The organism is Pseudomonas sp. 18058, assembly GCF_902706155.1.
GTDB lineage: Bacteria > Pseudomonadota > Gammaproteobacteria > Pseudomonadales > Pseudomonadaceae > Aquipseudomonas > Aquipseudomonas rustica.
The window spans coordinates 161,678-185,322 of the sequence record NZ_CACSJY010000003.1 but is presented as its reverse complement, the minus strand read 5'-3'; the positions used below and the strand labels follow the sequence as shown (position 1 = coordinate 185,322).

The 23,645-nt window shown below is 60.2% G+C and carries 19 protein-coding genes, 1 pseudogene and 1 riboswitch; of the genes and pseudogenes, 7 read left to right on the top strand and 13 right to left on the bottom strand.

All coding sequences use genetic code 11. The annotated features are described in order from the left end of the window. Window positions 1–25: 25 nt before the first annotated feature. Window positions 26–131, bottom strand: a riboswitch (TPP riboswitch). 206 nt (window positions 132–337) lie between these two features. Beyond that, window positions 338–1,807, top strand: coding sequence for a TolC family outer membrane protein (locus tag GVL50_RS03025; protein ID WP_256671813.1), 1,470 nt, complete (start codon window positions 338–340; stop codon window positions 1,805–1,807). On the opposite strand, the gene waaA is transcribed toward GVL50_RS03025, so the two are convergent. Together waaA and GVL50_RS03015 are read right to left on the bottom strand one after the other, a co-directional pair. Further along, entirely contained in the window at window positions 1,756–3,030 is a 1,275-nt protein-coding gene (gene waaA, locus GVL50_RS03020) for a lipid IV(A) 3-deoxy-D-manno-octulosonic acid transferase (protein ID WP_159811699.1), read from the bottom strand. The two genes, GVL50_RS03025 and waaA, sit on opposite strands and share 52 nt — an antisense overlap. A gap of 11 nt (window positions 3,031–3,041) precedes the next feature. Continuing rightward, window positions 3,042–3,938: a LysR family transcriptional regulator gene (locus tag GVL50_RS03015; protein WP_159811698.1), complete on the bottom strand. Its 897-nt coding sequence runs from the start codon at window positions 3,936–3,938 to the stop codon at window positions 3,042–3,044. A 111-nt stretch (window positions 3,939–4,049) separates the two neighbouring features. Between GVL50_RS03015 and GVL50_RS03010 the strand changes: the two genes are divergently transcribed. From GVL50_RS03010 to GVL50_RS02995, 4 genes are all read left to right on the top strand, one after another. Next, entirely contained in the window at window positions 4,050–4,382 is a 333-nt protein-coding gene (locus GVL50_RS03010; RefSeq protein WP_159811697.1) for a multidrug efflux SMR transporter, read from the top strand. 207 nt (window positions 4,383–4,589) lie between these two features. Next, a complete protein-coding gene (locus GVL50_RS03005) occupies window positions 4,590–5,765 on the top strand; it encodes an FAD-binding oxidoreductase (RefSeq protein WP_159811696.1) in 1,176 nt (391 codons plus the stop codon). Then, window positions 5,762–6,574, top strand: a complete 813-nt coding sequence (locus GVL50_RS03000; RefSeq protein ID WP_159811695.1) for an aldo/keto reductase — start codon at window positions 5,762–5,764, stop codon at window positions 6,572–6,574. The genes GVL50_RS03005 and GVL50_RS03000 overlap by 4 nt, the downstream gene beginning before the upstream one ends. Before the next feature lie 31 nt (window positions 6,575–6,605). Continuing rightward, window positions 6,606–7,574 (top strand): metal ABC transporter ATPase, encoded by a 969-nt coding sequence (locus GVL50_RS02995; RefSeq protein WP_159811694.1) that lies wholly within the window; start codon window positions 6,606–6,608, stop codon window positions 7,572–7,574. A gap of 84 nt (window positions 7,575–7,658) precedes the next feature. On the opposite strand, the gene hldE is transcribed toward GVL50_RS02995, so the two are convergent. From hldE to msbA, 4 genes are all read right to left on the bottom strand, one after another. Then, complete coding sequence (hldE, locus tag GVL50_RS02990) at window positions 7,659–9,080, bottom strand: bifunctional D-glycero-beta-D-manno-heptose-7-phosphate kinase/D-glycero-beta-D-manno-heptose 1-phosphate adenylyltransferase HldE (RefSeq protein WP_159811693.1); 1,422 nt, start codon at window positions 9,078–9,080, stop codon at window positions 7,659–7,661. 102 nt (window positions 9,081–9,182) lie between these two features. Then, window positions 9,183–9,794: an adenylyl-sulfate kinase gene (cysC, locus tag GVL50_RS02985; RefSeq protein ID WP_159811692.1), complete on the bottom strand. Its 612-nt coding sequence runs from the start codon at window positions 9,792–9,794 to the stop codon at window positions 9,183–9,185. Further along, window positions 9,787–10,491 carry a sulfotransferase family 2 domain-containing protein gene (locus tag GVL50_RS02980; RefSeq protein WP_159811691.1) on the bottom strand — a complete coding sequence of 235 codons (705 nt, stop codon included), beginning with the start codon at window positions 10,489–10,491 and terminating at the stop codon, window positions 9,787–9,789. Before GVL50_RS02980 ends, cysC begins: the two co-directional genes overlap by 8 nt. A gap of 255 nt (window positions 10,492–10,746) precedes the next feature. Further along, window positions 10,747–12,549, bottom strand: a complete 1,803-nt coding sequence (msbA, locus tag GVL50_RS02975) for a lipid A export permease/ATP-binding protein MsbA (RefSeq protein ID WP_159811690.1) — start codon at window positions 12,547–12,549, stop codon at window positions 10,747–10,749. Between the two features lie 159 nt (window positions 12,550–12,708). Between msbA and GVL50_RS02970 the strand changes: the two genes are divergently transcribed. Both GVL50_RS02970 and GVL50_RS02965 read left to right on the top strand, forming a co-directional pair. Next, window positions 12,709–14,571, top strand: a complete 1,863-nt coding sequence (locus GVL50_RS02970; RefSeq protein WP_159811689.1) for an O-antigen ligase family protein — start codon at window positions 12,709–12,711, stop codon at window positions 14,569–14,571. Next, the gene (locus tag GVL50_RS02965; RefSeq protein ID WP_159811688.1) at window positions 14,571–15,788 is read left to right on the top strand and encodes an acyltransferase; all 1,218 of its coding nucleotides are present in this window, start codon (window positions 14,571–14,573) and stop codon (window positions 15,786–15,788) included. Before GVL50_RS02970 ends, GVL50_RS02965 begins: the two co-directional genes overlap by 1 nt. An 18-nt stretch (window positions 15,789–15,806) precedes the next feature. Here GVL50_RS02965 and GVL50_RS02960 read toward each other — a convergent pair whose 3' ends face one another. The 7 genes and pseudogenes from GVL50_RS02960 to GVL50_RS28885 all read right to left on the bottom strand — a co-directional run. Next, the gene (locus GVL50_RS02960; RefSeq protein WP_159811711.1) at window positions 15,807–16,691 is read right to left on the bottom strand and encodes a glycosyltransferase; all 885 of its coding nucleotides are present in this window, start codon (window positions 16,689–16,691) and stop codon (window positions 15,807–15,809) included. Window positions 16,692–16,741: 50 nt separating this feature from the next. After that, window positions 16,742–17,896, bottom strand: a complete 1,155-nt coding sequence (locus GVL50_RS02955) for a glycosyltransferase family 4 protein (protein ID WP_159811687.1) — start codon at window positions 17,894–17,896, stop codon at window positions 16,742–16,744. Continuing rightward, window positions 17,893–19,329 carry a PIG-L family deacetylase gene (locus GVL50_RS02950; protein ID WP_159811686.1) on the bottom strand — a complete coding sequence of 479 codons (1,437 nt, stop codon included), beginning with the start codon at window positions 19,327–19,329 and terminating at the stop codon, window positions 17,893–17,895. Before GVL50_RS02950 ends, GVL50_RS02955 begins: the two co-directional genes overlap by 4 nt. Before the next feature lie 8 nt (window positions 19,330–19,337). Further along, window positions 19,338–20,234 carry an antimicrobial resistance protein Mig-14 gene (locus tag GVL50_RS02945; RefSeq protein ID WP_159811685.1) on the bottom strand — a complete coding sequence of 299 codons (897 nt, stop codon included), beginning with the start codon at window positions 20,232–20,234 and terminating at the stop codon, window positions 19,338–19,340. Beyond that, entirely contained in the window at window positions 20,234–21,364 is a 1,131-nt protein-coding gene (locus GVL50_RS02940) for a glycosyltransferase (RefSeq protein ID WP_159811684.1), read from the bottom strand. Before GVL50_RS02940 ends, GVL50_RS02945 begins: the two co-directional genes overlap by 1 nt. Beyond that, entirely contained in the window at window positions 21,348–23,105 is a 1,758-nt protein-coding gene (locus GVL50_RS02935; protein ID WP_008079282.1) for a carbamoyltransferase, read from the bottom strand. Before GVL50_RS02935 ends, GVL50_RS02940 begins: the two co-directional genes overlap by 17 nt. A 225-nt stretch (window positions 23,106–23,330) precedes the next feature. After that, a pseudogene (locus GVL50_RS28885) lies at window positions 23,331–23,471 on the bottom strand (DUF3800 domain-containing protein); the annotation flags it as partial. Between the last annotated feature and the right edge of the window lie 174 nt (window positions 23,472–23,645).

Genomic DNA, 23,645 nt, shown 5'->3' with positions numbered 1-23,645 from the left:
GACGAAGCACAAGAGGACTCGCCGGGTGACGAGAAATCTTGTTCCCTACGCAGGCGCTAACCTGATCAGGTTCAACGGGATCCGAAATTATTCGATCTCAGCCTCATAGCAAGGCACCCCGACAAGAACCCGGCCAGTCTAGACACAACTGGCAAAGAACGCCAACACCGCGGCAAACACCATGATGAATGGCGCAAATACAGGGGCTTGGCCGATTGTTGTGAACCGATTGCGCAACTACACTCGCTTTGCCCTGCCGCGCCTTGACGCTACAGGGGCCGCGCCGTAGCCTTGGCGCGCACATTATTTCCATAATATTAATGCTAGGGATCGCCTCATGCTGCGCAAACTCTCACTGGCTATTGCCGTGTCTTGTGCGTCCAACGCAATGGCCTGGGCAGCAGAAGCGCCCTTGTCGACCAAAACCGATCTGGTCAGCGTTTACCAGGAAGCGGTCGACAACAACGCCGATCTGGCCGCCGCCCGCGCCCAGTACGGCGCACAGAAAGAAGTGGTGCCACAGGCCCGCGCAGGTTTGCTGCCGAACCTGTCCGGCGGCGCCGAAACCGCCAACGTGCGCACCTCGATTGATCAGCCTTCAGCCATCGCCAACCGCAGCGCGCACTCGTATCAGGCGACCCTCGCCCAACCGTTGTTCCGCGCCGATCGCTGGTTCCAGTATCAGGCCGCGAAGGACGTCAACGAGCAAGCCGCACTGCAACTGTCGGCAACCGAGCAGAACCTGATCCTGCAATCGGCGGAAAGCTATTTCAACGTGCTGCGCAGCCAGGACAATCTGGCCTCGACCAAGGCTGAAGAAGCCGCGTTCAAGCGCCAGCTCGACCAGTCCAACGAGCGTTTCGATGTCGGCCTGTCGGACAAGACTGACGTCCTGCAATCGCAAGCCAGTTACGACACCGCACGGGCCAACCGCATCGTTGCGCAGCGTCAGGTCGATGATGCGTTTGAAGCGCTGATCACCCTGACCAACCGTCAGTACAACTCGATTCAGGGCATCGTTCACTCGCTGCCGATTCTGCCGCCGGCGCCGAACGATGCTAAATCGTGGGTCGATACGGCGGCACGCCAGAACCTGAATTTGCTGGCCAGTAACTACGCCGTCAGCTCGGCCGAAGAGACCTTGAAGCAGCGCAAGGCCGGTCACTTGCCGACCCTCGATGCTGTGGCCAAATACGAAAAGGGTGACAATGACGCCCTCGGTTTCGCCAACCCGAACTCGTTCGGTGCGCCTTACGGTGGCAACGTTGAACAGACCACCGTCGGCCTGCAACTGAGCGTGCCGATTTACAGCGGCGGGCTGACCAGTTCGCAAGTGCGTCAGTCGTATGCGCAGCTGGATCAGAGCGAACAACAGCGCGAATCGCTGCGTCGACAGATCGTCGAAAACACCCGCAATCTGCACCGCGCGGTGAACACCGACGTCGAGCAGGTACAGGCGCGCAAGCAATCGATCATTTCCAACCAGAGCGCGGTGGAAGCCACGGAAATCGGTTATCAGGTCGGTACGCGCAACATCGTTGACGTGCTCGATGCGCAGCGTCAGCTGTACACCTCGGTGCGAAACTACAACAACACGCGGTATGACTACATCCTCGACAACCTGCGCTTGAAGCAGGCGGCGGGGACGTTGAATCCGGGTGATCTGGAAGATCTGCGACGCTATCTGAAAGCCGACTACAACCCGGACAAGGATTTCCTGCCGCCGGATCTGGCCAAGGCTGCGATCTTTTTGCTTTATTTGATCAGTCGGCCCAAGCCATCCAGCAAACGCTGCAACGCGCCTTGATTGCGGCGCATCACCGCCAGCCCGGCGTCGGCCATGCGTTGCGCATCACGCGGCAACTCGAACAAGCGCTGCACTTCCACCGCCAGCCCTTCGGCATCCTCCACTTCTGCCAACGCCCCGGCCTCACGCAACTGCGCGGCGATGTCGAGGAAGTTGAACAGGTGCGGGCCGCTCAGCACCGGTTTCGCCAGCGCGGCCGGTTCCAGCAGATTATGCCCGCCGTTCGCCACCAGACTGCCGCCAACAAACGCGCTGTCGGCCAAGGCATACAGAAACAGCAACTCGCCCATGGTGTCGCCGAGCAGTACAGAAGTCTGCGCATCGACATTGGCCCCGGTCGAACGTCGCACCGTGGTAAAGCCTTCACGCTGACACAGTTCGAACACCGAGTTGAAACGCTCAGGATGGCGCGGCACCAGAATCAGCAACGCGTCCGGGTGATTGGCCAGCAAACGACGATGGGCATCAAGCACCACTTCGTCCTCGCCTTCGTGAGTGCTGGCGGCGATCCACACCGGACGCTCCAGCACCTGCCATTGCCCACGCAATTCGGCGGCGCGTTGCAGCAGTGCGGGGTCAATGGTCAGGTCGAATTTGATCGAGCCCGTCACCTCGACCGTTTCCGGACGCGCGCCCAGATCACGGAAGCGCTGCGCTTCTGCCTCAGTCTGAATGGCAAAAAAACTCATCTCGGCGAGCATCGGCGCCGTCAGTTTGCGGAACCGCCCATAACCGCGCGCCGAACGCTCGGACAAGCGTCCGTTGGCCAACGCCACCGGAATCCCGCGTTTGGCGCACTGATGAATGTGGTTGGGCCACAACTCGGTTTCCATGATCACCGCGAGCTTCGGTTGCACGCGATCAAGAAACCGCGCCGCCGCACACGGCAAGTCATACGGCAGGTAGCAATGCTGGATGCGCGGCTCGTTGGCGAACAGCGCCTGAATCCGTTCCGAACCGGTCGGGGTCATGCAGGTCACGGTGATCGGCAGCTGTGGATAACGTTGCAGCAGCGCGCGGATCATCGGCGCAGCGGCAATGCTTTCGCCCACCGACACCGCGTGCACCCAGATGCCACCGGTTTGCAGCGTTGGCATCCCGTAGGAAAAACGTTCGCCAATCCGCTTGGCATACGCCGGCGCCTTGCGCGCTCGCAGCCACAGCCGAATCGCCACCAATGGCAGCCCCAGGTAAAACAGCGCGGTGTAGAGAGTTCTATTCATGGCGGCGGAGTTTATCGACTTTTGTCGCCGATCGCCCGCAAGTGCACGGCAAAACGCTCCGCCAGCCAACGCGCCGCCGGGCCGAGCGGCTCATCACGGCGCCAGACCAGTTCCACCACCAGCGCCGGCGGTGTCCATTCGCTGTCGAGTTCGACCATCAAACCTTGATACGCCGAGTACTGCACGACGTGGCGTGGCAGCCACGCCCAGCCGAGATCGCGCACCAGCCATTCGGCCATCACGTAGAAGCTGTCGGCGCGCCAGACTTGCGGGCTGGCCGGTTCGTTGCCGGGGTAGACACTGGTTTGCGTCGACATCAACAGTTGCCGATGCTGCGCCATCTGCTGACATGTGACGTAGCTCTGCGTCGCCAACGGATGATTGATCCCGCAGACAGTGACCATTTCCACGCTGCCAAGCACGCGGCGCTCCAGCGCTTCGGGGATTTCGTCGTGATAGAACAGCAGGCCGAGGTCAGCGCGACGCTCCTCCAGTTTGCGCGCGACCTCACCTTGCGCGGCGCTGGTCAGTTGCACTTCGAGGCTGGGGAATTGCTCGGCCAGTGCGCCGAAACTTTCCACCAATGCCTGATAAGGCATCGCTTCATCCTGCGCCACGCGCAACTGCGCTTCCTGACCGCGCATCATCGCCATCGCCCGGCCGTTGAGGCGCTCGCACTGGCGCAGCACTTCCCGCGCCTCTTCGAGCAACGCCTCCCCCGCTTCGGTGAGGGTCGGCTGGCGACCGCTGCTACGCTCGAACAGGCTGACACCGAGATCGTCTTCGAGCATGGCGATGGCGCTGCTGATCGCCGACTGCGCCTTGCGCTGCTGCCGCGCCACGGCGGAAAACGAGCGCTGCTCGGCGACGCTGACAAACACCCGAAGTTGATCCAGATTCCACTGCATGTTGACTCGCCAACCCATCTTCAGAACAGATAGGTAATGACTTTACCCCATCTGGTGAACCTCTAAAATGCCGGCTCAGTAAAGCAACGTTTCACCTTGAGGATTTGAACCATGAACGCCTACGCCTACCTGGCCATTGCCATTTGCGCCGAAGTGATCGCCACCGTGTCGATGAAAGCCGTCAAAGGCTTCAGCACGCCGCTGCCGCTGGTGTTGGTCATCGTCGGTTACGGCATCGCGTTCTGGATGCTGACGCTGGTGGTGCGCACGGTGCCAGTCGGCGTGGCCTACGCGGTGTGGGCGGGGATGGGGATTGTGATGGTCAGCGTCGCGGCGCTGTTTATTTATGGGCAGAAACTGGATATCCCGGCGATGCTCGGGATGGCGCTAATCGTGCTGGGCGTCGTCGTCATTCAGCTGTTCTCGAAAACCGCCGGCCATTAATTTGAAGTAACGCAATTCCCCCCTGTGGGAGCGGGCTTGCTCGCGAAGGCGGTGTGTCAGTTAACAATATGTTGTCTGACACAGCGCTTTCGCGAGCAAGCCCGCTCCCACATTTGGTTTTGTGTTTGTCCGGTTGATCATCGACAAATCCGCCTCTTTGCCGAGTCTGTATACTGCGCCCTCGTCTTGAACACCTGAGGTCGTTGCATGCCATCCGTTATTTCCACCGACGTTCTGATTGTCGGCGCTGGTGTCGCCGGCCTCTGGCTGAACGCGCGTCTGCGCCGTCAGGGTTTTTCGACCGTGCTGGTGGAAAGCGCCAGCCTCGGTGGCGGGCAGACTGTGAAATCCCAGGGCATCATCCATGGCGGCGCCAAATACGCGCTGCACGGTGCGCTGACCGGTGCTTCGGAAGCCATCGCCGACATGCCGCGCCGCTGGCGTGAAGCGCTGGCCGGCGACGGCGAGCTGGATCTGTCCGGCGTGCGCCTGCTCTCCGAAGCTCACTATCTGTGGTCGCCCGGCACCCTCGCCGGCAACCTCACCAGTTTCTTCGCCAGTAAAGCCGTGCGTGGCCGCGTTGATCAGGTCAAGGGCGAGCAACTGCCGCCGGCCCTGCAAGACAAACGCTTCAAGGGCAAGGTCTACCGCCTCGCCGAACTGGTGGTGGATGTGCCGAGTCTGGTCGAACGTCTCGCCGATCTGGCCGGCGACGGTCTGCTCGCCGGGCAAACCATCGAACCGCTGCTGGAAGCGGGCGTGCTGGTCGGCCTGAAAGTCGATGGCCGCGAAATCCGTGCCCAGCGCATCGTGCTCAGCGCTGGCGCCGGCACCGCGCAATTGCTCGAAGACCTCGGCATGATTCAACCGGCCATGCAACGTCGACCGCTGCACATGATCATCGCCAAAGGCCCGGGCCTGAAGCCGCTGTACGCGCACTGCCTGGGCGGCGGCACCAAACCGCGCATCACCGTGACCACCCATCCTGCCGCTGACGGTCAGTGGGTCTGGTACATGGGCGGCGACATCGCCGAAAGCGAAGGCGTACACCGCGAGCCCGCCGAGCAGATCGCCACAGCACAAAAAGAGATTGCACAGTTGCTACCGTGGATCGACCTCAGCACCACGCAATGGGCGACCTTGCGCGTTGACCGTGCCGAACCATTGCAAACCGGGCTGACCCGCCCGGACAACGCCTTCCTCGCCGAGCAAGGTCGTCTGCTGGTCGGCTGGCCGACCAAACTGGCGCTGGCGCCGGACTTCGCTGATCGCGTGATCGCTGCACTTGAGCGCGACGGCATTCAGCCCCACGCCAGCGAACCGTTACCGGCCCTGCCGAAACCACCGATGGGCGTTCCTGCCTGGGAGCAACTGCTGCCATGAGCCTTCCGAGCGTGCACGACTTCCACCGCCCGCTGGGCAGCACCGGCCTGACGGTTTCGCCGCTGGGTCTGGGCACGGTCAAACTCGGCCGCGACCAAGGCGTGAAATACCCCAACGGTTTTCAGATTCCCGGCGATGACGAAGCGCGGATGCTGCTGCGCCAGGCGCGCGAACTGGGCATCAACCTGATCGACACTGCCCCCGCTTATGGTCGCAGCGAAGAACGCCTCGGCCCGCTGCTGCGTGATCAGCGTCAGGACTGGGTAATCGTCAGCAAGGTCGGTGAAGAATTTGCCGATGGCCTGTCGCACCACGACTTCAGCGCTGCGCATACACGCATGTCGGTTGAGCGCAGTCTGCAACGTCTTGAAACCGATTTTATCGATCTGGTTCTGGTGCATTCCGACGGCAACGACATGGCGATTCTTGAGCACGAAGAAGTTTACGCAACCCTCGCCGCACTCAAGGCCGAAGGCAAGATTCGCGGCTTCGGCTTCTCCGGCAAAACGGTCGAGGGCGGCTTGAAAGCGTTGGAGCAAGGGGACTGCGCGATGGTCACCTACAATCTGAACGAACAGAGCGAGAAAGCAGTCATTGACTATGCTGCTGCCCACGGCAAAGCCATTCTGGTGAAAAAGGCCTTGGCCAGCGGTCACGTTTGCCTGAGCCCGGGAGTCGATCCGGTGCGCGCCAGCTTCGAGTTGTTGTTTGCCCAGCCAGGCGTAGCCAGTGCTATTGTCGGAACGATCAATCCGCTGCACCTCGCCCACAACGTTGCGACCGTAGCCCAAGTCCTTCGTGGTCACTGACGCCGCCCCGCGGCATTAAGCAGGAGCCGACATGCCGCGCACGCTCATCAGAAAGAACCCGAGCAACTTCAAAACCCTGCCACTGTTCGTCGAAGCCACGCCTGAAGGCCTGGCCTATCAGAGCGTCGGCATGCCGCTGAATTTTTCCCAGACCCTGCAACGGCGCAAACCGGTGAGCGTGGCGGACGCCGAGCGGTTTTCGCTGGAGCTGGCCAACCTCGGTGTGTCGGTGCGCCTGACCCTGCATTGGCAGAATCGCGATTACTGGGTACTGGTGCGTCAACGGCGGCAGGATCGCGGCGACGTGGTGCTGAAACTGATTTCCGGTTATGTGCCGGCGCACGAACTGAACATTCCGTTGCACACGGCGATTCAGGAAATTGCTGAAGAGTGTTTGCTGGAAACGCCCGAAGGCTGGCTCGGTGGCCGATTCAACGATACGTGGCTGCCGGCTCCCTACTCGTCTGCCCTGCATTATCGTGAAGCGCTGCCGTTTCGCCTGTCGCCGCTGTCGGGTTCAGCGCGACCGGTGCGCTGCGCCAATCTGCAATTGCAGGAACGGCCACGGGCTTATGTGCATTTGCCGACGGCGTCGCTGCAATTGATTTACGACCTGCGCCTGGACGTGCCCAAGGAAGCCAAATCCTTGAGCCTGTTTCATGTCGATGAGCGGCTGGAAGGCGATCAACTGGTGGCGCGGCTGGATCGCAAGCGGCCGGATCTTTATCTGATGCCGTTGCAGGACGGTCAGCCGTTGCCGGAGTTGTACACCCTGAAAAAGGATCAACTGTATCCGGCGAGCACCCGTGGTTTGTATCTGGCGGAAAGCTTCGCCCGCCAGGAGGGCTGGCTGGTGCGCGATGAGCGGATTCGCTGGAAGGACTGGTTGCGTCAGCAGGGTCTGACGCCACCGGAGAAGACGACTGGCCTCGCGCGATTACGCGGCAAGGCCAAGCAATTGCTGAAGAAAATCGTACCGCGCAAGAAAGTGAATTCCTGAAAGCAAAAGATCGCAGCCTGCGGCAGCTCCTACAGGGGAATACATTCCAATGTAGGAGCTGCCGCAGGCTGCGATCTTTTGACCTTAATGACCGCGGATTTTTTCAACAATCGCCGTGGTCGAGCTGTTTTCCACCAGCCCCAGCACTTTCACCGTACCGCCATACGCAGTCACGATATCCGCGCCAACCACCTGATCAATGCCGTAATCCCCACCCTTGACCAACACATCCGGCTTGACCTCACGCAGCAGGTTTTCCGGCGTGCCTTCAGGGAAGCTGATCACCCAATCCACCGCGCCGAGGCCGGCAAGAACCGCCATACGACGGTCGACGCTATTGATCGGACGGCCCGGGCCTTTCAGACGGCTGACAGAGGCGTCATCGTTGATCGCCACGATCAGGCGATCACCTTGGGCGCGGGCCTGTTCCAGATAGGTCACGTGGCCGGCATGCAGAATGTCGAAGCAGCCATTGGTGAAGACGATGCGTTCGTTGTGCGCGCGAGCATCGTCAACCGCCAGCAGCAGTTGCTCCAGACCCAGCACGCCACGCTCCGAACCTTCTTCGCGCTGGATTGCGCGACGCAGTTCCGGGGCGCTGATCGCCGCCGTACCCAATTTGCCAACGACGATGCCGGCGGCCAGGTTGGCCAGGGCCACCGCGTGAGGCAATTCTTCGCCCGCCGCGATCGCTGCCGCCAACGTGGAAATAACGGTATCGCCGGCACCGGTGACGTCGAACACTTCGCGGGCACGTGCCGGCAAGTGCAGCGCCGGATGATCCGGGCGCAACAGAGTCATGCCGTGCTCGCCGCGGGTCACCAGCAGCGCGCCGAGCTCGAGGTCGTGCATCAGGGTCGCGCCCTTGCTCACCAGCTCGTGCTCATCGGCGCAACCGCCGACGATGGTTTCGAATTCGCTGAGGTTCGGCGTGATCAGGCTGGCGCCACGGTAGATCGAGAAATCCTTGCCCTTCGGATCGGCCAGCACCGGTATGCCTTTGGCACGCGCGGCCTGGATCAGCACCTGATGGTTTTTCAGCGCGCCTTTGCCGTAGTCCGACAGCACCAGCACCTTGATGCCTTCGAGCAGGTCTTCGACCTGCGAGGCCAAGGCCAATGCATCAGTGGCAAACGGTTCTTCAAAGTCGATACGCAGCAATTGCTGGTGCCGGCTCATGACCCGCAGTTTGACGATGGTCGGCTGATGCGCGATGCGCTGGAACAGGGCACGAACGCCCGCACCTTTGAGACTGTTGCTCAGGCTGTCGGCAGCTTCGTCATCGCCGGTCACACCGACCAGCGACGCCGGCGCACCCAGCGCGGCAATGTTCAAGGCAACGTTGGCAGCGCCGCCCGGACGGTCTTCGATTTGCTCGACTTTAACGACCGGCACCGGCGCCTCAGGGGAAATCCGTGAGGTACCACCATGCCAGTAACGGTCGAGCATGACATCGCCGACCACCAAGACAGGGGCTTGATCGAATCGCGGCATGGACAACTTCATGGAGCAACCCACATACAAAATGAACAGGGGCGCGATATTAACACAGGGTTGGCGCCGGCTTGCGCGCAGGCTGCAACAGGATGAAACAGGTGGGTTTTCTGCTCATTTTTTGAGCAGCAACGCCGCCAACTGCTGACAGGCTTCGGGCAGTTCAAGGGCTTCAGTGTCGATTCGGCATTCCGCACTCAGCGGGGGCTCGTAGGGACTGTCGACGCCGGTGAAGTTGCTGATCCGGCCCTCGCGAACCGCTTGATACAACCCTTTCGGATCGCGCTGCGCACAGACCTGCAACGAGGTACTGACATGCACCTCGATAAAATCCTCCGGGGCAAACAGTCGGCGTGCCGCCTCGCGCTCGGCGCGAAACGGCGAGATGGCCGCGACGATCACGATCAGCCCGGCATCGACCATCAGCCGCGCCACCTCCGCCATGCGCCGAATGTTCTCGCGGCGACAGCCATCGCCCATGCCCAGATCGCGACACAGGCCACTGCGCACGTTGTCGCCATCGAGTAAAAACGTGTGCAGGCCAAACTGATGCAGATATAACTCCAGCGCGTTGGCCAGTGTTGACTTGCCGGCACCGGAAAACCCGGTCAGCCACAGGCAACGCGGACGCTGCCCCTTGATCATGGCGCGGGCCTGATGCGACAGCGCCAGACCATAAGGGCGAATGGCCGGCGCTGGCGACGGCAGCGACAGGGATTCATTCATAACCGAGCAACTCGTAGTCACGTTGATAAACCCGTCTCACCAATCGCCGGGTGCGCGTGGTGCAAAACTCGCGTGCGGGCATGGGCTGACGTTGCCGGGAGCTGTTGACGTGGGGCAACTGACTGGCCAGACCCAACTGCTCGCAGACCAACTGAAAGTCGCGCTGCAGATGTTCCTGATAGCCGATGAAATCCAGCGCCAGATGCCCCAGCGAGTCGGTGAGAAAATCGGTTTGCGCCGCAAAGTGCAATTGCCGGGGAATGTTCTCGGGATGCAGCCAGCGCAAGACAAAATCGTCGAAATCCCGGTACTGCCTGACCAGTTGCTGCGCGGCCTGATCGCGGCCACTCAGTTCATTACCGCGCAGAAACGCGAAGGCCGAGTACGCGCGCTCCAGCGGGTCGCGCACGAAGGCAAACTTCCACGCCGTGGCGAACTGTTGCGGAAACTGCTCCTGATACCAGTACAACGGCAGATGCCCCGGGCGCCAGCCATCGAACATCGCTTCGCAAACACTGCTGCCGGCGCACTTGGGCACATGAATGAACAGACACGCGTGCTGCTGGAAAGCCTTTGGAAACGCCAAGCTGGCCGACATCGACTTGTTCACGACCTGCCGATCAACCACCGACAAGCGCCCCAGCAGGAAGGCCCGCTGCGGTTTGGGCAGCAGTTTCCACAGATAGCGTTGCAACATGAGAGTACCCGCGCGACGGGGATGTCCCCCTCGATAGATGTAAGAGTTCGTTGAGGAACCTTAACAAGCGCGGTGCCCGGTTTTATGCCGGTTTGGTCAAGAAGGGTAAAGGTCTGGATACAAACAACGGCCCACAACTGAAACGCATTTTCCCTGTAGGAGCTGCCGAAGGCTGCGATCTTTTGATCTTGCTTCTAGAAAACAGATCAAATGATCACAACCTGCGGCAGCTCCTACAGAGCCGCGTGGGCATTATCAGGCGATGTCTTCAGCCGGAGCATCCAGGCCCATGGCGTTCAAACGGGCGTAGTAACCGTTCTGCGCCAGCAATTCATCGTGGGTGCCGCGTTCAACAATGCGGCCCTGATCCATGACCAGAATCAGGTCAGCCTTCTCGATGGTCGACAGACGGTGCGCGATCACCAGCGTGGTGCGGCCCTTCATCACTTGGTCGAGAGCGGCCTGAATGTGCCGTTCCGATTCAGTGTCGAGGGCCGAGGTGGCCTCGTCGAGAATCAACAGCGGCGCGTTCTTGAGCAACGCACGGGCAATCGCCAGACGCTGACGCTGACCACCGGACAGCAGCACGCCGTTCTCGCCAACCTGAGTGTCGAGGCCTTCAGGCAGTTGCGCGATGAAGTCCATTGCGTAGGCATCACGCGCGGCTTTCTCGATGTCTTCACGCGGCGCGCCGGCCAGATCGCCATAGGCGATGTTGTTGGCCACGGTGTCGCTGAACAGGGTCACATGCTGTGTCACCTGGGCGATATGACGACGCAGGTTGAGCAGTTTGTAGTTTTCGACTTCCACACCGTCGATGAGGATTTCGCCCTTGTCGTGGTGATAGAAGCGCGGAATCAGGTTGGCCAGCGTCGACTTGCCGCTGCCGGAGCGACCAACCAGTGCAACCATCTGCCCCGGCTCAACGCTGAAGCTGATGTTGTCGAGCACCTGACGCTCGGTGTCCGGGTAGGTGAAGCTCAGGTTGCGCACGTCCAGACGACCGGTGACCGCATCGCGCTCGACCGTGCCGGTGTCGACTTCCGGGGCTACGTCCAGCTGTTCGAAAATGCTTTCCGCACCGGCCACACCTTTCTGGATGGTCGAGCTGACTTCGGACAATTGGCGAATCGGCTTCGGCAGCAGGCCGGCCAGGGTGATGTAGGCGACCATGTCACCGGCCGAAGCGTCACCGCGCAGGTACAGCACGAGGAACATCAGCACGGCCATGGCGCTGTAGATCACCAGTTGCAGCATCGGCGTGTAGATCGCACCGGTGCGGGTCATGCGCAGCTGTTTGTCGGTGTTGCTCTGGCTGGCCTTGAGGAAGCGCTTCTCTTCGTAGACTTCGCCGCCGAAGCTGCGCACCACGCGATAACCCTGAATGGTTTCCGACGCCACGTGGGTGACGTCGCCCATGGCCAGCTGGATTTTCTTGCTCTGTTTGCGGAATTTCTTGCTCGCGGTGCGCACCATCACGGCGATCAGCGGCAGGATCGCGACCATCACCAGCGTCAGCTTCCAGTTCATGAACAGCAGGGAGGCGAACAGGAAGATCACCGTCATGCCTTCACGGATTACGACCTTGATCGCATCCGTTGCCGCCCCCGTGACCATGGTCACGTTAAAGGTGATGCGGGAAATCAGATGACCGGAGTTATGCTTGTCGAAGTAGCGGTTCGGCAGCACCAGCAGGTTGTTGAACAACTGCACGCGCAAGTCATGCACCAGGCCTAAGGAAACCTTGGCCAGAAAATAGTTGCCCAGATAAGATCCCAGACCCTGCCACGCAGCGATCAGGATGATCAGCAACGGTACGGCCTGCAGCAGTTGCAGGTCACGCAGGTAAGGCACGGTCGGGAACAGCACGGCTTCCGGGTTCGACAGGCCGTCGACGAAATACTTGAGAATGTAACCAAGCATCGGCTGGGTCGAAGCGAAAATCAGAAAACCGACGATGCTGATCAGAAACAGACTGATGTACGGCCGAACATAGCCGAGCAGGCGGAAGTAGATTTTCAAGCTCGAGGGGCTTGCGGCAGGACTGGAGTCGGTCATATCACGCGAAGAGTCGATAAATAAGGACGCCGACTTTAACACAGCTTCTTCGGGGTTCTGGCAATCGGCGAAAGGCTGTTATTGTTAGACACCTTTTTAAGCATCAAATAGCCATCATCCGAATGGTCGATCAACTTCTTCAGGATTGAATCTCTCAGCATGCAACTTCGCGGCTTCAGCAGTACGTCCAATCGAGTCTTCGACTTCATTAGCCTGTGGATACTTCCCGTCGGCTATTTCCTGCTCCTGTGCGCACTGTTTTTCCTGCCGGGCCGAAGTCTGCATCACAAGCTGTTTTACGGCTTGTTCAGCATTCCGACATTGATCGCTTTGTGCCTGCGCCCGCGCGAACTCAAAGAGTTGCTGCGCGAACCGATTTTTGTCGCACTGCTGGTGTTTGTCGCCTGGGCATTGCTCAGCCTCAGTTGGGGGCCGCGCGAAGAAGGCCTCGCCGGGATGTTCAAACCGTCATTGCACACCTTGCTGCTGTTTGCCGGCACCTATCTGCTGGTGCGTTATCGCAATGAGATCCTGCAACCGTTGATGTTCGGCGCCGCGCTTGTGGCCCTGGGCGCAACGATCTGGTTCCTGTTTCGTTTTGCCCACATGTATCAACCGGGCATGCGCCTGATCGGCGGTGGCGCCTTCGACAACCCGCTGCTCAGTTCTCACCTGTTCGGCTTTTTCGCCGCCTATTGGCTCAGCGTGACCATGACCTGCAAGCGCCGCCAGATGATGTGGCTGAGCGTGCCGGCGATGGCAATCATGTTCATGGCGGTGATCGGTACCGGATCAAGGACGCCACTGGTGGCACTGACCATGGCCGCGTTGTGGTTGTGCTCCATCTGCTGGAATCGCCGCTCGGTGGGCTTGTTGATCGGCCTGGCCCTTAGCGGCGTGACGGTCGCCGTCCTGTTTGCACAAATGATCATCGAACGTGGCGATTCGTATCGACTGGAAATCTGGAAACAAGTACTGCACATGATTGCCGACCATCCCTGGATCGGACATGGTTACAGCGCCACGTTGTCCGTCGACCCCGGCGTCGGCATCAATTTCCAGGAGCCACACAGCTTTGTCCTGGGCGTGCTGTATTACGTCGGCATTGTCGGTCTGGTGCCGTGGCTGTTCTTTATTTTCAGGGGCCTGCTGAGCAGTTGGCGTCAGCGCGTACAACCGCTGTTGATTGTCGCCTCGACACTGCTGATCTTTGGCATCGGCGCCGGGCTGACCGAAGGCGGCGGGATCATTTCGCGGCCCAAGGAACACTGGTTTCTGTTGTGGATCCCGTTGGCACTGATCGCGGCACTGAGCATCAATCAACGTGCGCGGCGACTGCTGACCCTGCCGGTGCAAAAACTCTCTGCGACTGACCTGCAGCAGATGAGCCTTGACGCTCAGGTCATCGAAGAAGACGGCCTCGGCCCGAAAGTCCTGCGCTTGAGCGATGGCAGTTTCCTCAAACTGTTCCGCCGTCGCCGCTGGTACACCTCGGGCAGCTTCAATCCCTATTCCGAGCGCTTTGCCGTCAACAGCGAGCAGTTGCGCCTGATGGGCATTCCTACCCCGCAAGTGCTCAATCTTTATCGCCTCAACGATGGCAGCAGCGCCGTGCATTACGCCCCGCTGCCTGGCCACACGTTGCGTCAGGTATTGCAGAGCATTACCGCACCGGCCGTCCGTCAGGCGCTGGTCGAGCGCTTCGGCAAGTTCATGGCGCAACTACATGAAAAAGGCGTGTATTTCCGCTCGCTGCACTTGGGCAACGTGCTGGTGCTGGAGGATGGCGAGTTCGGTTTGATTGATCTGGCCGACCTGCGCGTTTACCCTAGCCCGCTCAGTCTGGCCCTGCGCCAGCGAAATTTGCGCCATATGCAGCGCTATACCGTCGACAAACGCTGGTTGTTCGAAGACCACTTCGAAGCATTACTCCAGGGCTACGCCGTGATGGCGTCGCAATCTGCGGTGGATAATCTGCACAGGCAAGTGCTGGCCGGCAACACTGCGGCCCGAGTTCATTGATGATCGAAACCAACCCCCTCATTGCGCTGGCAGCCTATCTGCTAGCCATCGTATCCGCCGCGCTTTTGTTGCGCGCCGTACCGAAAATCGCCCGCCATCTGCAGCATTCCGGTGAAAGCCGCTATGCCAGCATCGATGGCCTGCGCGGCTACCTGGCGTTTGGTGTGTTCGTGCACCACGCTGTCATTACCTGGATCTTTCTGCGCACCGGCGAATTCGGCTTTCCGCCGAGCAACTTCTATTCGATGATCGGCCAGGGCAGCGTTGCGCTGTTTTTCATGATCACCGGCTTCCTGTTCTGGAACCGTCTGCTGACCCAAGGGCGTCAGCACGATTGGCTGGCCTTCGGCATTTCGCGGGTGTTTCGCCTGTATCCGCTGTACCTGCCGCTGATGTTGATCGTCTTCGTCACCGTGTTCCATTTGCAGAACTGGGAACTGAAAGAGCCTGGCAGCGCCCTGTTCAAACAGATTCTGGCGTGGCTGACCTTCGACCGTCCGGACATCAACCAATACCCGCAAACCGGCATGCTGATTTCCAACGTCACCTGGACGCTGGCCTATGAAGTGTTCTTCTATCTGGCGCTGCCACTGGCCGGGATGGTGTTCATCTATCGCGGCAGCTGGATACAAGTGGTGCTGTGCCTGATCGGCATTTACGCGCTGTATCAAGTGGTCGGCTGGGAGCACTCGCTGAAGAAACACTTCCTCGCCAGTTTTCTCGGTGGCATCGCCGCGGCGTACTGGATTCGCAAGCCTGCGCTGGTGGCCTGGAGCCGCACACGTCTGGCGGGCGTGATTGCCGTGTTGGCGCTGGTGATTGCCTTCACCGCGTTCAATCGTGCGTTCAAGACCGGGCCGCTGTTCCTGCTGTCATTGTTTTTCGTGATCGTGGCGTCGGGCAACAGCCTGTTCGGTGCGCTCAAGCCACGCAGCATCCGCTGGCTCGGCGAGATCAGCTACAGCACCTATCTGCTGCACGGTTTTGTGTTGTGGCTGATGGTGCAGCGTCTGCCGCTGCTGCTGAATCTCGACGCGCGGGAGGCGGATGTCTATCTGCCGCTGATCGCGATCTGCACCTGCCTGCTGATTCTGATCAGCAGCCTGAGCTTTCTGTACATCGAGTTGCCGGGCATGGCCGCCGGCAAGAAGGTGCTGCAGTGGATCCGCTCGCGGCAGAAAGGCGATAAGCAGCTCTCGGAGAAAGTCGCCCGCTAAGCGCGGGTGACCGCTGTTTCAGCCCTTTTCCTGCGGCGAAAACAGCAAGCGCCCAAGACCGCGCCAGGTCTTCTTGTTCCACGCCTTGAACGGGATCTGCTTCAGCAGCTCCCACGCCAGCTTGCGGTTGCGGTTGGCGGTTTTCAGGAACATCGAATTCAGCGACTTGTAGCGCACTTCGTCGTACAGCGGATGATCGCTGAACAGCGCGTAGATACGCAGAATGCTTTCGATCATGAAGCGGTGATTCTTGTACGAGTTGGTCGCGTGCTTGCGATAGCGCGCCATCACCACGTTCAAGCCATCGATAAAGTAACCGGCGCGCGTCACCTTCAGTTCGATGTAGAGGTCTTCGAGGCGAATCGTCGGGTCGAAGCCACCGACCTTGTCCAGCGCTTCGCGGCGGATCATCAGGGTCGGGGCTGGCGGATAAGGCTTGCGCTCAAGGAACATGTCGTCGAAATCCAGACGACGGAACGGCACATCACGGCGCTGACGCTTTTCCGGGTAGAGGTTGCCGTCGGCGTCCATCAACTCAATGTTGCCGGCACAAATCCCCACTTCCGGCTTGCCGTCCATGTACGCCACCTGAATCGCGATGCGCTCCGGGTACATGATGTCGTCGGAGCCGAATGGCACGATCAAGCTACCCTTGGCCCGCGCGATGGCGCCGTTGAGCGTATTGGTCAGGCCCTGATTCTGCTGCACACGGAAATCGAAACCGTACTGTGCCTGCAAGGCAGTGATGCGCTCGACGCTGTCGTCCTTCGAGCCGTCATCGACCACCAGCAATTCGATGTTCTGGTAGGTCTGATTGATGACGCTGAGGATGCTCTCCTCGATGTACGGGCCGTGGTTGTACGAGGCGATGATCACGGTGACGAGGGCGTTCGCTTCGCTCATGGCTTCTTGTTCGCTCAAGGCTGTTTGCTCGCCCATGGCTTTCTGCTCGCTCATGGCTGCTCCTTGCGTGCCTGTTCCAGGCCAGAGTCGATCAGATTGAGGTACTCCTGACGGAACACCTCGATGTCATGTTGTTCTTGCAGATAGCGGTAGGCTTGCTCGCCCTTGGCCTTGAGTTCGTCGTCGGACAGCGCGAGGTACTGATCCAGCGCCGCAACAATACTCGGCACATCCTTCGGCGTAATCGCCAGACCGCCAGCGCCTTCGATCAGCGGCACCATCGCCGGCACGTTCGAGGCGATCACCGGCAAATGTCCGCTCATGCCTTCCAGCAAGGCCAGACCCAAACCTTCGGCCAGCGACGGCATCGTCCAGATATCAAACGCGCGCACGTATTGCAGCGCGTTTTCCTTGAAACCCAGCAAGTGCGCGCGACCCTTCAAACCCAGTTGCTCGATCTCGGCAGCCAGCGGCGCTTGCAGGCGCCCGGCGCCAATGATCGCCAACTGCGTGTTCGGGTATTTGTCTTTCAGCGCGGCAAAAGCCTGCAACAGATAAGTGTGACCCTTGACCGAAACCAGCCGCCCCAGCGCGCCGATCAGGCGCACATTCGGGTCGATGCCGAGCAGCTCACGCGCCTTTTCGCGGCTGTGCTGCAAACCTTCGGCCTGTTCGATGTCGATGGCGTTGGTGATCGCGTAAGTATTCTGGTCGGTGAAGCCGCAATCGCAGTCCAGCAGGTACTGTTTGACCGCTGGCGAAACACCGACGAAACGCCAGTGCCGATCAATCAGCCGCTGCGTTTGACGACGACGATAGAAGCGGTCGTACTCACCAAAACCGTGGGAGATGCCAATGCACAGCGGCACCTTCAACCAGCGGTTCAGGGTGAGCATCATGTTCACCGGTTTGAAGCGGTTGCAGATGACGATGTCGAACTTTTCCCGGCGGCAAAACTTGTACAGCTCCCACATCGCGCGCAGGCGCATGCCTTTCAGGGATTTGTCGGAAAACTCGAAATACACCGAGCGATCGGCGCGGCTGACTGGCTCGCCAGGTGCAGGTTTGCCACGCAGGAACGCTGCGGTGATTTCATAGCGATCCGACGGCAACGCCTTGACGATCTGCTCGGCAAGGTCGGCGAAATCATGGGCTTTGACGTTGTAGTCTGGCTGCAGCTGCAGCACCTTCGACCGTAGACTCATAACTCTCCCCGATTGACGCCTGATTCACCCGGTTTCAGCAGCCACAGCAATTCCTGGCGTCTGACCGCTTTTCGAAAAAATTCGTTTTCGCCATACACCGACGGCGCGCGACCGGCCAGCAAACGCTGGATCACGCGGCGCAAACGGCGCTTAAACGGTGCTGGTGGCTGCAGGTCATGCATCATGCCCAGCGCCATGGCTTTGTCGCGTTGCTGTTCGATAGTCAGTGGCAGGCACAGCGGCTGCATCGGTGCGGCGCCATCGAACGCCGGCGGCAGCGCGATGCCCTCACCGGCATTGCCCATCGGCCAGCGATCATTGTCGTGCAAATGGTTGGCGTAGCCGAGCAGGGTTGGCTGCCAGTCCAGAGTGTTCAGCACTTGCAGCACGGCTTGCTGGCTGCACAGATGATCAGGATGCGGGTCGAGTGTCGGGTGCGGCAAAACGATCACGTCCGGACGCGCGCGCAACAGCACTTCGCGCAGGTCGGCCAGCAGATTGTTCCAGGTCGGCGCGCCATCGACATCGCTCGGCAAGCTGAACGGGTTCAACTGGCGGAACAGACGGGTATCGCTCAGATCGGCTTCGCGTGAAGCCATCGCTTGATTCGGCGCCGCCTGCATCGCTGCCAGTTGCAGACAGAAGTAACCAAGTTGCACGCAGTTTTCCGCCGGCACACCGGCCCAGCGCGGCACGGCGAGGCTGTCCCAAGCGCGCAATCGACCCTTGAGCCGGGCGGCTTCGACCTTGTTCAGGCCCATCTGCTGATAATGCTCGGCTTCGATTTCGCCGGCGGTCAGGGTGACAATCCAGGCTTCGTCAGCCTGGCTGTACAGACCGTAAGCCGCGAGTTCGGCGTCGTCGGCGTGCGGTGCGATGACCATCACCCGCGAACGGCGGTAATCGGTTTGCTCCAACGCCCACAAAACCGGTTCGCCGGAGACGCGGCAGAAGCGCCCGCGCAAACGCAGCACACCTTGCGACAAGGCTTGCGCCTGACCGCTGAGGTTCAGATAGCGCAGACCGTTGACGCCGCGCTCGAAGGTTTGCGCATCAGGATTCGTACCGCCCACCAATTCGATACGCGGATCGAAGAAGCGGCCCAGCCACGTGCTTTTGACCTGCACCGCGAGAATCAGCGTGGCGTCATCCATCACCATCACGCCGTCATCCAGACGCAATTGCTCGCCGTTCAGATGCACTTTCGGCTGTGGCGTAAACGGTGGAAAGCTGTACTGATAATCGTCTTTCGGCGAATAGAACAAATGATCGGCGAACCACGCCTCATGGGCGATCCAGCCGATCACCGCGAGCAGCAACGGCAACCACCAGGCGACCAGCACACCGATCGTGATCAACACGATCAACGCAATCAGCAGGCCGATACGTTTGTTGCGCCGGTGGCGCTTGAGCAGTTGCTGTTTGCGGCTCATGGGCGGGCTCATACGGTGAACACCGGCACAGGATTGCACCAGCGATCTTTGTATTCACGGTCGGCGCGACCGAAGGAAAAGCGCAACGGCTTGTTCAGCGCGCGCGCATGTTCCCAGGCACTTTGCGTATTGAGGAAACTCAACACGCTGCCGGGACTGAATTCACGGGTTTCGGGGTCGACGCCGCCGTTGATGTATTCAACGCTGATCCACTCCGGCGCTTCGACGCGGTATACCAGTTGGATCGCAATCGGCGCCTCGTTGAGGAAGATCACCGAACCGATCAGCAGTTCGCGCAACAGCTCGATCACATCGGCCATGCGCGCCGCGCCGGTAGCGGGGAAACCCCAGCGGCGCTGAAACAGATCGCAGTAGATCGCCGCCAGCTCAACGCTGGAGAAGTCGCTGACAGGACGTACCACGCCGCCCGCCTCTTCCAGCAGACGCAATTCGCGGCGCTGGTTGTAGCGAAACTTCTTCGACAATTCTTCCGGGGTGCGGGCCATGGCCAGTTGCTCGGTCTGCAACTTCATGCCGCTGAAGCGACTTTCGTTGAGCGCCGACAGGTAGCGCGCGCGATGGCGCAGCGGGGCTTGGGCATCGACGGCAGCCGGAAGGATCAGCTCGGCGTTACCGAGGTCGAACAGGCCTTTTTTGCCGTTGCGCTTGAGCACGTCCTTGGACAGAGCGAGATCGCGGCCCCAGGTCGGGATCGCCGCTTTGATTTCGCCTTGCTGTTCCCAGGCCAGATAGCGCACCGAGATGCCGGCCAGATCGGCCAGACGCTCAACCACCAGCGGATGCGTGGCGACACTGCCGCCAAAACGCTGCCAAGTGGTTGCATAGGTCGAGGCGTCAACGGGCGACCAGCCACGTTCGCGCCAGCCTTGGAATCGGTTGAGCATCAGCCCCTCGGTGCCAGATCGATAACTTGCGGCAGACGCCAGAAGGTGTCGCGCACCGCACGGTCGGAGAATTGCTCACGCAGACGTTCGAGCATCATCTCGGCGCACTGATGGCGCTGTTGATCATCCATGCCGGCCAAATGTTGCAAGCCCTGGGCAAGGCGCTCGGCATCCCCCAGCGGGAACAGAATGCCCACGCCTTCGACCACTTCCTTCGCCCCGCCACACGCAGTGGCCAGCAACGGCACGCCGGCGGCCATGGCCTCCAGCAGCACCATGCCGAACGGTTCGTGATCGGAGCTCAGCGCGAAAACATTGAAGGCGCGGAAGAAATTGCGTGCGTCCGGCACCTGACCGAGGAACAGCACGCGATCGCCGATACCCAGCTCTAGCGCCAGCTCTTTGAGATCCTGTTCCAGACGGCCCTTGCCGAGAATCACCAGTTGGCTGTTCTCGGGCAACCCCGGTAGCGCGGCGGCGAAACCTTGCAGCAATGTCGCCTGATCCTTGTCCGGGTGCAGTCGACCAACGTTGCCGACAATCCACGCATCCGCCGCCAGACCCAAGGTCTCGCGGGCTTCGCGGGCGGACACCTGAGCAAATTGCAGCGCAGGCAGATCGATACGGTTGTACAGCGTCTGAATCCGCGCTTGCGGCCACTTCGGCAGGCAACGACGCATGTCGTCGCGCACCGCATCGGACACACCGAGCAGGCTCAGACGTTTACGGAAAATGTGCGCGAACAGTTTGCGCGTACGGCGTTGGTAATCACCAAACGCGTGATGCACGCCAATCACCGGCAGCGACGTGCCGAGCAAGGCGATGTAGATCGGCTTGAAACGATGGGCGATGCAGAAACTGAAATTGCGTGAAGCGGCGATCTTGCGCAGATCGCCGATGGCGCCCAGCTTCAGGCCACGAATGGCCTTGGAGCTGTATTCCATGAACAACACTTCATCGGAGGCACACGCTGCGGCCACCTCGCTATCGGCGGCCCCGGTCAGAAAGACCGTGGTCACCCGATAACCGGTGCCCGCGAACAGGCTGGCGTACTGCCGTGCGCAGTCGAGGAACGGCCCGTCATAGCCGTGACAGAACTGCAACACATGGCGTTCAGCCGAGCGAGTCATAAGCGTTTGCGCCCTCTTTGACCACCAGAATGTCTTCCATGATCAGGTACTGCAGATCGGAGCCGAAGAACATGTTCAGCGCGTCGGTCGGCGAGCAGATCATCGGTTCGCCACGACGGTTGAGCGAGGTGTTCAGCGACACGCCGTTGCCGGTGAGGACTTCCAGCGCTTTCATCATGTCGTAGTAGCGCGGGTTGTATTCGCGTTTGAGCACCTGGGCACGGGACGTACCGTCTTCATGGACGACTTCCGGCACACGGGTTTTCCACTCATCCGCGACTTCGAAAGTGAAGGTCATGAACGGCGCCGGGTGATCGATCTTGATCATCTGTGGCGCGACGGTGTCGAGCATCGACGGGCAGAAAGGCCTCCAGCGCTCGCGGAACTTGATCTGGTGGTTGATGCGGTCTGCCACGCCGGGAATGCTCGGGCAACCGATGATCGAACGACCACCGAGTGCGCGCGGACCGAACTCCATGCGGCCCTGGAACCAGGCCACCGGGTTGCCATCGACCATGATCTTGGCGATCTGCTCAGGCATGTTGTCGAGCTTGCGCCAGGTCGGCTTGTTCTCGTGACGGGCGCACGCGGCGATCACGTCTTCGTTGCTGTACGACGGGCCGAGGTAGACGTGTTCCATCTTCTCGACCGGTACGCCACGGGCGTGCGACACGTAAGCGGCGGCGCCAACAGCGGTGCCGGCATCGCCGGACGCAGGTTGTACGAACAACTCTTTAACGTCATCGCGGGCGATGATTTTCTGGTTGAGCTTGACGTTCAACGCACAGCCACCGGCGAACGCGAGTTTGCCGGTTTCCTTGAGGATGTCGCCCAGGTAGTGGTCGATCATCTGCAGCGAGATCTTTTCGAACAGCGCTTGCATGCTCGCGGCGTAGTGAATGTACGGCTCGTCAGCGATGTCGCCTTCGCGTTTCGGGCCCAGCCATTCGATCAGCTTCGGCGAGAAGTAGAAGCCTTTGCCCTTCTCTTTGTAGCGGCGCAGGCCGATCACGTTGGCGTAGTCGGTGTTGATCACCAGCTCGCCGTTCTCGAACGAGGCCAGACGCGAGAAGTCATATTTGCTGGCGTCGCCGTACGGCGCCATGCCCATGACCTTGAACTCACCGTCGAGCATCTCGAAACCGAGGAACTCGGTGATCGCGCCGTACAGGCCGCCGAGGGAGTCCGGATCGAAGAATTCCTTGATCTTGTGGATCTTGCCGTTTTCGCCGTAACCGAAGAAGGTCGTGGCGTACTCACCCTTGCCGTCGATGCCGAGAATCGCGGTTTTCTCTTGGAAACCCGAGCAGTGGTAGGCGCTGGAGGCGTGAGCCAGGTGGTGCTCGACCGGCTCGATCTTGATCTTTTTCGGATCGAAACCCAGTTGCTCCAGGCACCAGACGATCTTGTTGCGGTAGCGCTTGTAGCGGCGGTTGCCCATCAGAATCGCGTCAAGAGCGCGATCCGGTGCGTACCAGTAGCGCTTGGCGTAGTGCCAGCGCGCTTCGCCGAACAGGCTGATCGGTGCGAACGGAATCGCTACCACGTCAACGTCGGACGGCTTGATGCCAGCCTGCTCAAGGCAGAACTTCGCCGATTCGTAGGGCATGCGGTTCTTTGCATGCTTATCGCGTACGAAGCGCTCTTCCTCAGCCGCCGCCACCAACTTGCCGTCGATGTACAAGGCTGCTGAAGGATCATGGCTAAGGGCGCCGGACAGGCCAAGAATCGTCAATGCCACAGGGGTCTAGCCTCTTTAGTCTGCATGCAGGCGCAAGGCGCCTTGAAAATTGAAGTGCCCTCGCACCGGGCGAGAGACAGCTAAAGGGCGGGATTATAGCGTAAAAGCGCCAGCAAACCTCTAGCGGAACGGGCAAGCGCCCGCGTTGACACTTCCGGGCACGTCAACATAGACTCCGTGCAAATGGACTGGGGGATCCCGGTCGGCGCTAATGCCTCGGTGAGATCACCGGGGCTTTTCGCTTTCTGAGGCAGGGAAAATCTTCAAACCCCAGTTCTCGAATCCCTCTCCGACGTTGCTCCGCCCTCCACTGCAATAGAATTTGCGCTTGAGCACATCAAACGCGCGATTCTCCTGACCTGCCCTTCGTTACTCCCGATTCGCTTGCGTTTTCAAAGAGAGAAAACTGCAAAACAGCTACCCACGACTTGATAAGCCCATGTATGAACGCAAACTTTCGCTGCCGTTTTAATCGTCAAGAGATGCCCTCCGATGTCGTCAGGGCAAATTAGCATCGGCGCTCAATCGGGCACAGGTTAT